Below are 6,564 nucleotides of genomic sequence, written 5' to 3'. Positions count from 1 at the left end.
GGGCTAACTATTCCGATTCATCCCATCGACGCCGCTTCGCGTCGATCAATGGGTTTTCTCGGAAAATTTCGATAAAAACAGCAAGATTATAATAATAAAGAGATATAAATGAGTGACTTAACTGCAATAGCTAATCTATCAATATTATTGGTCGAGCCTTCAGAAGTGCAGCAAAAACTGATCATAAAATCATTAATACAAAGTGGTGTAAAACAAATAGAAACCGCCACTACACAAACCCAAGCTTTAACCCTACTTGCAAATTACCAACCAGATTTAGTTATTAGCAGTATGTACTTAGCTGACGGCACCGCCGATTCACTGCTACAAAACATTAGGTCGAACCCGCGCACAGAGCACCAAGCATTTATGTTGGTGTCGAGCGAGCGTAATAAAAAGTATCTTGAGCAATTAAGGCAATCGGGCGTGTTAGCTATTTTACCTAAGCCCTTTACCAGCGAAGCTATTACCCGAGCGCTTAAAGCTACCTTAGATATAATTAGCGAACAAGAAGTAGAGCTTGAACACTTTGATGTTACTTTGCTGCGCGTATTAGTGGTTGACGATAGTCGCTTTGCTCGTAAACATATTATTCGGGTGCTTGCTGGTATGGGAATACCTGCGCCGGTAGAGGCTGAGAATGGCAAACAAGCAATTGAGCAGCTAAACGAGCAAGCGTTTGACTTAATAGTAACCGATTACAATATGCCGGAAATGGATGGCAGAGAACTAACCGAAGCGGTTAGAGGCTCAAATAGCTACTCGCACATTCCTATTTTAATGGTGAGCTCAGAAGCCAATGAAACCCACCTAGCAAACATCTCTCAAGCCGGAGTGGATGCCATATGCGACAAACCGTTTGAACCAGCAACAGTGAGAGATTTACTATTTAAAATAATGTCTTAACAAGTTTAAGCAAGTACTCGAAGAAATAGCAGTATTTTAAGTTATTAACCTGATCTCTGGTTAAGAGATTTACTAACGTATTGAATCATAGTTATATTTAATTTTATTTTCTCTAGCCAGAGGTTTTCAGTGAAAACAAGGCGAATTTACGCGTCAATAGCTGGCCTATTGCAAGAAAATTCAACGCAGTTAGCGCTGAAAATAGCTGCTTGAGATAAGTTTATTATCCGGAGCTCAGGTTTATTACTTTACCCCGAATATTTAGGGTATAAAGCAATAAAGAGACAATTTTATTTTTGCTATTTATATACTAAAGTATAAAGGTTAGTAACTCCTGACTACTTTAGCTAAGGACACATTATGTCTGATCCCGATATCAATAATCTCAATAGTAAAGACGCTGCTGGTGAGCAAATAGAGGCAATTGTTGCAGCAAAAAAAAATGGCTATAGATGAAATTCTCAAAGAAAAAAGAATTGCAATTGCAGAGATCAGAGCTGAAATGGACTTAGCTATAGATGAAATACTCTGTGAGTCGGACAACCCTGAAGAAGGGCTTAAAGTTAATGATATGGCCGAAGCAGTTAAAAGAAAACGCAAAAAAGGCAAAAGAGACAGTGATAGAAGAGTGCGCGATGCTGATTACGACAGCCATGAGAAAAAGCACCGTGAAACATAAAATTAATAGTACCAGCGTTGGTTATTGTAATAGTTCAATGGTGAGTTAACTACCCAGAACACCTTATACATGCAACATTACTTATGCAAAAGGCCAATTTTATTGGCCTTTTGCATACTTATTACCAGAATTAAAGCTAGACTAAAGAGTAGGGTGGCAGAGTTAATTAACCTGCTCTTGGGTTAATGGCATTAAACATAATTAGTTGGCTCACTGGTAGAAAACATTAAATAATAATCTTACAGCTGCCCTAACCTGTAAATAAGCAATGCGGTTTTTTTTATGTTTTTATCAAGGCTAGTTAAATCGGCAGTTTCGTTTTTAGTGTGCGCGCCACTGCCCATTAAGCCCAAGCCATCAAGCGCCATATTAACATGGCTTGCGGCAAACGAAATATCTGCAGCGCCTGCATTGCGTGGGTTGGCAGCTACTACTTTGTTGAAGCCTAAGTCGTGGCTTGCGTCGTGTCGCTGAAACCATAGTTTGTCATAATACAACCATACCGTGACATAATTAAACCATACTTTGACATAAAAACCCATTTAAAAGTGAGGTTTGAAAATTAAGTTTAGTATAATCAATGACTTGTTATTTTACTCATGTATATACGTAACTTAAGAAAGCCTTCTCCGAATAAAAATGTATTCAAATTTGCTAGCACTAAAGTTAGTAATGTAATTATGTGTGAAAGTACATTAGAGTTTGATGTATGTTTTCATCATGAATATAACGACTTGATAGAGAGCTTTGGAAGTCAGCCTGAAGGCTTTAAATATGAGTTTATGGGTAAAACCTTACCTTACACACCAGATACACTTATTTCATATACAGATAAAACCCAAAAATACCACGAATATAAACCCTACTCAAAAATCACTTCTCCATTATTTAGAGCAAAGTTTGCTGCCAAAAGGGCTGCATCATTAAAAATGGGAATTGATCTTATCCTCGTGACTGATAGGCAAATTAGGGTAAACCCAATATTAAACAACTTAAAATTATTACACCGATATTCAGGTGTTTACGGTATAAGTAGCATTCAAAATGAGTTGCTCAGTTTCATTCATAAGTCAGGGGCTATTAAGCTAAATGATATAAGCTCTCAGGTTGGTTTACCTATTGGTGAAACACGATCCTTCGTCTTTGGGCTAATGCATAAAGGGCTGATTGAAGCTGACCTAGGGCATGATAATTTAACTAATAATCCAACTTTATGGGCTAGACTATGACTGACTTTTTTAATGAGTTTGATGAATCACTAACTCCATTAAAGCCACAAACACCCAAACAATATGTCAAATTAGATGATGCCAACTTAATCAAGCGTGATTTGGATACCTTTCCAGATACCTTTAAAAACCAAGCGCTACAAAGGTATAAGCTAATTAGTTCTATAGATAAAAAACTTTCACGTGGGTGGACCCAACGAAATTTAGATCCTATTTTAGATGAGCTTTTTAAAGGGAGTGATGAAGTTCAGCCAAATTGGCGAACTGTTGCTCGTTGGCGTAAAAAATACATCGAAAGCAACGGTGATATTGCCTCCCTTGCTGATAAAAACCATAAAATGGGAAACAGAACCAACCGTATAGAAGGGGATGATAAGTTTTTTGATAAAGCATTAGAACGATTTTTAGATGCTAAAAGACCTACTGTAGCAACTGCATATCAGTACTATAAAGACCTTATTGTTATTGAAAATGAGAGTATTGTTGAAGGCAAGATTCCAATAATATCCTACAATGCCTTTAATAAAAGAATCAAAGCAATACCCCCATATGCAGTAGCGGTCGCAAGGCATGGTAAATTTAAAGCAGATCAATGGTTTGCTTACTGCGCTGCGCACGTACCCCCTACAAGAATATTAGAGCGTGTAGAGATTGATCATACACCACTTGATTTAATCCTACTTGATGATGAGTTACTTATCCCTATAGGAAGACCTTACCTAACATTACTTATTGATGTATTTAGTGGCTGTGTTCTTGGTTTTCATCTTAGCTATAAATCTCCTTCATATGTATCTGCGGCTAAGGCTATTACTCATGCGATTAAGCCAAAGTCTCTTGATGCTCTGAATATAGAACTACAAAATGATTGGCCTTGCTTTGGTAAATTTGAAAATTTAGTTGTAGATAATGGTGCTGAGTTTTGGTCTAAAAACCTAGAGCATGCTTGTCAGTCAGCAGGAGTAAATATCCAATATAACCCTGTACGCAAGCCTTGGTTAAAACCCTTTATAGAGCGTTTTTTTGGGGTGATTAATGAATATTTCTTACCTGAATTACCAGGGAAGACATTTTCAAATATTTTAGAAAAAGAAGAATATAAACCTGAGAAAGATGCAATTATGCGCTTCTCAACTTTTGTTGAAGAATTTCACCGGTGGATCGTGGATGTATATCATCAAGATAGTAATTCACGTGAAACTCGAATCCCAATTAAACGTTGGCAACAAGGGTTTGATGCATACCCCCCTTTAACTATGAGTGAAGAAGAAGAAGCTCGCTTTGATATGTTAATGCGCATCTCCGACTCAAGAACTTTAACGAGAAATGGTATTAAATATCAAGAGTTAATGTATGACTCAACAGCTTTGGCTGATTATCGTAAACATTATCCACAAACAAAAGAAACTATAAAAAAACTTATTAAAGTTGATCCTGATGATATTTCAAAAATTTATGTTTACTTAGAAGAGCTGGAAAGCTACCTAGAAGTACCGTGTACAGACCCTACCGGCTATACGGACGGGTTAAGTATCTATGAACATAAAACAATAAAAAAAATTAACAGGGAAATCATTCGAGAGTCTAAAGATAGTTTGGGCTTAGCTAAAGCACGCATGGCTATTCATGAGCGAGTAAGACAAGAGCAAGAAGCTTTCATTGAATCAAAAACTAAAGCAAAAATTACAACTGTCAAAAAGCAAGCTCAAATAGCTGATGTAAGCAATACAGGAACGGGCACTATTAAGGTTTCTGAAAAAAGCGCAGCCCCTGTGCAAAAAAATATAAGTAACGATATTTTTGATGATTGGGATGATGACTTAGAGGCATTTGAATGAATGCCTTAACAGAATTACAGATCGGACAGTTGCGCAACTTTAGCGATTGCATTGTTATGCACTCTCAAATCAAAACAATTTTTAATGACTTTGATGAGCTGAGATTAAACCGTATATTTCAGTCAGACCAGCAGTGTATGCTATTAATTGGTGATACAGGCGTAGGAAAAAGCCATACCATTAATCACTACAAAAAAAGAGTTCTAGCTACACAGAATTATAGCCGAAATACTATGCCAGTCTTAATAAGTCGTATATCTAGGGGGAAAGGCTTAGATGCAACTTTAATCCAAATGCTGGCAGATCTGGAGCTATTTGGAAGTAGCCAAATTAAAAAGCGAGGCTACAAAACAGACCTAACTAAAAAACTTGTAGAAAGCTTAATTAAAGCTCAAGTTGAGTTACTCATCATTAATGAGTTTCAGGAGTTAATAGAGTTTAAAAGCGTACAAGAACGGCAACAAATCGCAAATGGGTTAAAGTTTATTAGTGAAGAAGCCAAGGTGCCAATAGTACTGGTTGGTATGCCTTGGGCTGCAACAATAGCTGAAGAACCTCAATGGGCTTCTCGCTTAGTTAGAAAAAGAAAACTTGAATACTTTAGCTTAAAGAACGACATTAAGTACTTTCGCCAATATTTAATGGGCCTAGCGAAGCAAATGCCATTTGATGAGCCGCCTAAGCTTGAAAGTAAAAATACCACAATGGCGTTATTTGCTGCATGTCGAGGGGAGAATAGAGCTCTTAAACATCTACTATCAGAAGCTTTAAAATTAGCATTGAGTTGTAATGAGCATCTTGAAAATAAACATTTTATTACTGCTTATGAAAAGTTCGACTTTTTTAATGACAAAGAGTCACTGGAGTTAAAAAACCCTTTTGAACAAGGTGCTAAAGATATTGTTATTTATGAAGTAATTAAAAGCTCATCTTATAACCCTAATGCATTAGACCCTGAACATATGCTCACAGGTCGTAAATTCGCAATACTAAAGTAAGCTGTACTAGCCTAAGGTCTATTAAGGTGCTGGAAAACAGGAAAAGCTTATGATGAATCAAAATATTTAAAAGCACTAAAAGAGAAAGGTTCTCCTTTTTTAGTGGTAGAAAAAGCTTGTTGAGTGCCTCAGGGCGTGATGCGGAGGTAGTGTTTAGAAATCTGTGTCATTTCAGTATTATTAAGAAAACAGGAGTGACACATGACTCAATCTTTCGATTTCAACAAAGCATTAGCTGAACTTCAAGCTGGTAAAGGTCTTACTGGCGAAGACGGTGTTCTAACACCCTTAATCAAACAACTCACCGAAGCGGCTCTTAAAGCCGAATTAGAGCAGTATCTACAATCTGAGACGCAAGTTAACCGTAAAAATGGTTCAACCAAAAAAACAGTTAAGTCATCCATAGGCCAATTCGAACTTGAAACACCCAGAGACCGCGCAGGTTCGTTTGAACCTCAGCTAGTTAAAAAGAACCAAACAAAGTTAACGCCTGAAATTGATGAGAAAATCCTATCTATGTTTGCTTTAGGTATGAGCTACCGAGATATTCGAGGCCATATACAGGATATGTATGGCGTTGAGGTATCAGAGGCCACCATCACTGCCGTAACAGACCAGCTGATACCAGAGCTTAAAGCATGGCAAGCTCGCAGCTTAGATACGCTTTACCCGTTTATCTGGCTTGATGCCATTCATTATAAGATTAAAGAAAATGGCCGCTACGTGAGTAAGGCTATTTATACCGTACTGGGTGTCAATATTGAAGGCCGAAAAGAGTTACTTGGTTTATATATCTCTGAAAGTGAAGGGGCTAACTATTGGTTATCAGTATTAACTGATTTACATAATCGTGGTGTATCCGATATTTTAATTGCCTGTGTTGATGGACTAAAAGGCTTCCCTGAAGCAATAGC

6 protein-coding genes and 1 pseudogene are annotated in these 6,564 nt (G+C 37.3%); 6 read left to right on the top strand and 1 reads right to left on the bottom strand.

Annotated features, from left to right (window positions below; all coding sequences use genetic code 11):
• Positions 1 to 108 precede the first annotated feature (108 nt).
• On the top strand, positions 109 to 906 hold the full coding sequence (locus tag AAEZ22_RS17645; RefSeq protein ID WP_086997245.1) for a response regulator: 798 nt from the start codon (positions 109 to 111) through the stop codon (positions 904 to 906).
• A gap of 442 nt (positions 907 to 1,348) precedes the next feature.
• Positions 1,349 to 1,585 carry a hypothetical protein gene (locus AAEZ22_RS17640; protein ID WP_089369122.1) on the top strand — a complete coding sequence of 79 codons (237 nt, stop codon included), beginning with the start codon at positions 1,349 to 1,351 and terminating at the stop codon, positions 1,583 to 1,585.
• A 239-nt stretch (positions 1,586 to 1,824) separates the two neighbouring features.
• Here AAEZ22_RS17640 and AAEZ22_RS17635 read toward each other — a convergent pair.
• A pseudogene (locus tag AAEZ22_RS17635) lies at positions 1,825 to 2,049 on the bottom strand (M20/M25/M40 family metallo-hydrolase); the annotation flags it as partial.
• 216 nt (positions 2,050 to 2,265) lie between these two features.
• Between AAEZ22_RS17635 and AAEZ22_RS17630 the strand changes: the two are divergent.
• The 4 genes from AAEZ22_RS17630 to AAEZ22_RS17615 all read left to right on the top strand — a co-directional run.
• Positions 2,266 to 2,814, top strand: coding sequence for a TnsA endonuclease N-terminal domain-containing protein (locus AAEZ22_RS17630; protein WP_352298228.1), 549 nt, complete (start codon positions 2,266 to 2,268; stop codon positions 2,812 to 2,814).
• Positions 2,811 to 4,652, top strand: coding sequence for a TnsB C-terminal domain-containing protein (locus AAEZ22_RS17625; protein ID WP_352298225.1), 1,842 nt, complete (start codon positions 2,811 to 2,813; stop codon positions 4,650 to 4,652). Before AAEZ22_RS17630 ends, AAEZ22_RS17625 begins: the two co-directional genes overlap by 4 nt.
• A complete protein-coding gene (locus AAEZ22_RS17620; protein WP_352298222.1) occupies positions 4,649 to 5,650 on the top strand; it encodes a TniB family NTP-binding protein in 1,002 nt (333 codons plus the stop codon). The genes AAEZ22_RS17625 and AAEZ22_RS17620 overlap by 4 nt, the downstream gene beginning before the upstream one ends.
• A 201-nt stretch (positions 5,651 to 5,851) precedes the next feature.
• Positions 5,852 to 6,564, top strand: a 713-nt coding sequence (locus AAEZ22_RS17615; protein WP_352298219.1) for an IS256 family transposase, incomplete at its 3' end; no start/stop codon positions are given.

The organism is Pseudoalteromonas sp. 20-MNA-CIBAN-0454, assembly GCF_040308685.1.
GTDB lineage: Bacteria > Pseudomonadota > Gammaproteobacteria > Enterobacterales > Alteromonadaceae > Pseudoalteromonas > Pseudoalteromonas nigrifaciens.
Note: the sequence above shows the minus strand (reverse complement) of the source record. Positions and strands in the feature narration are given on the sequence as shown.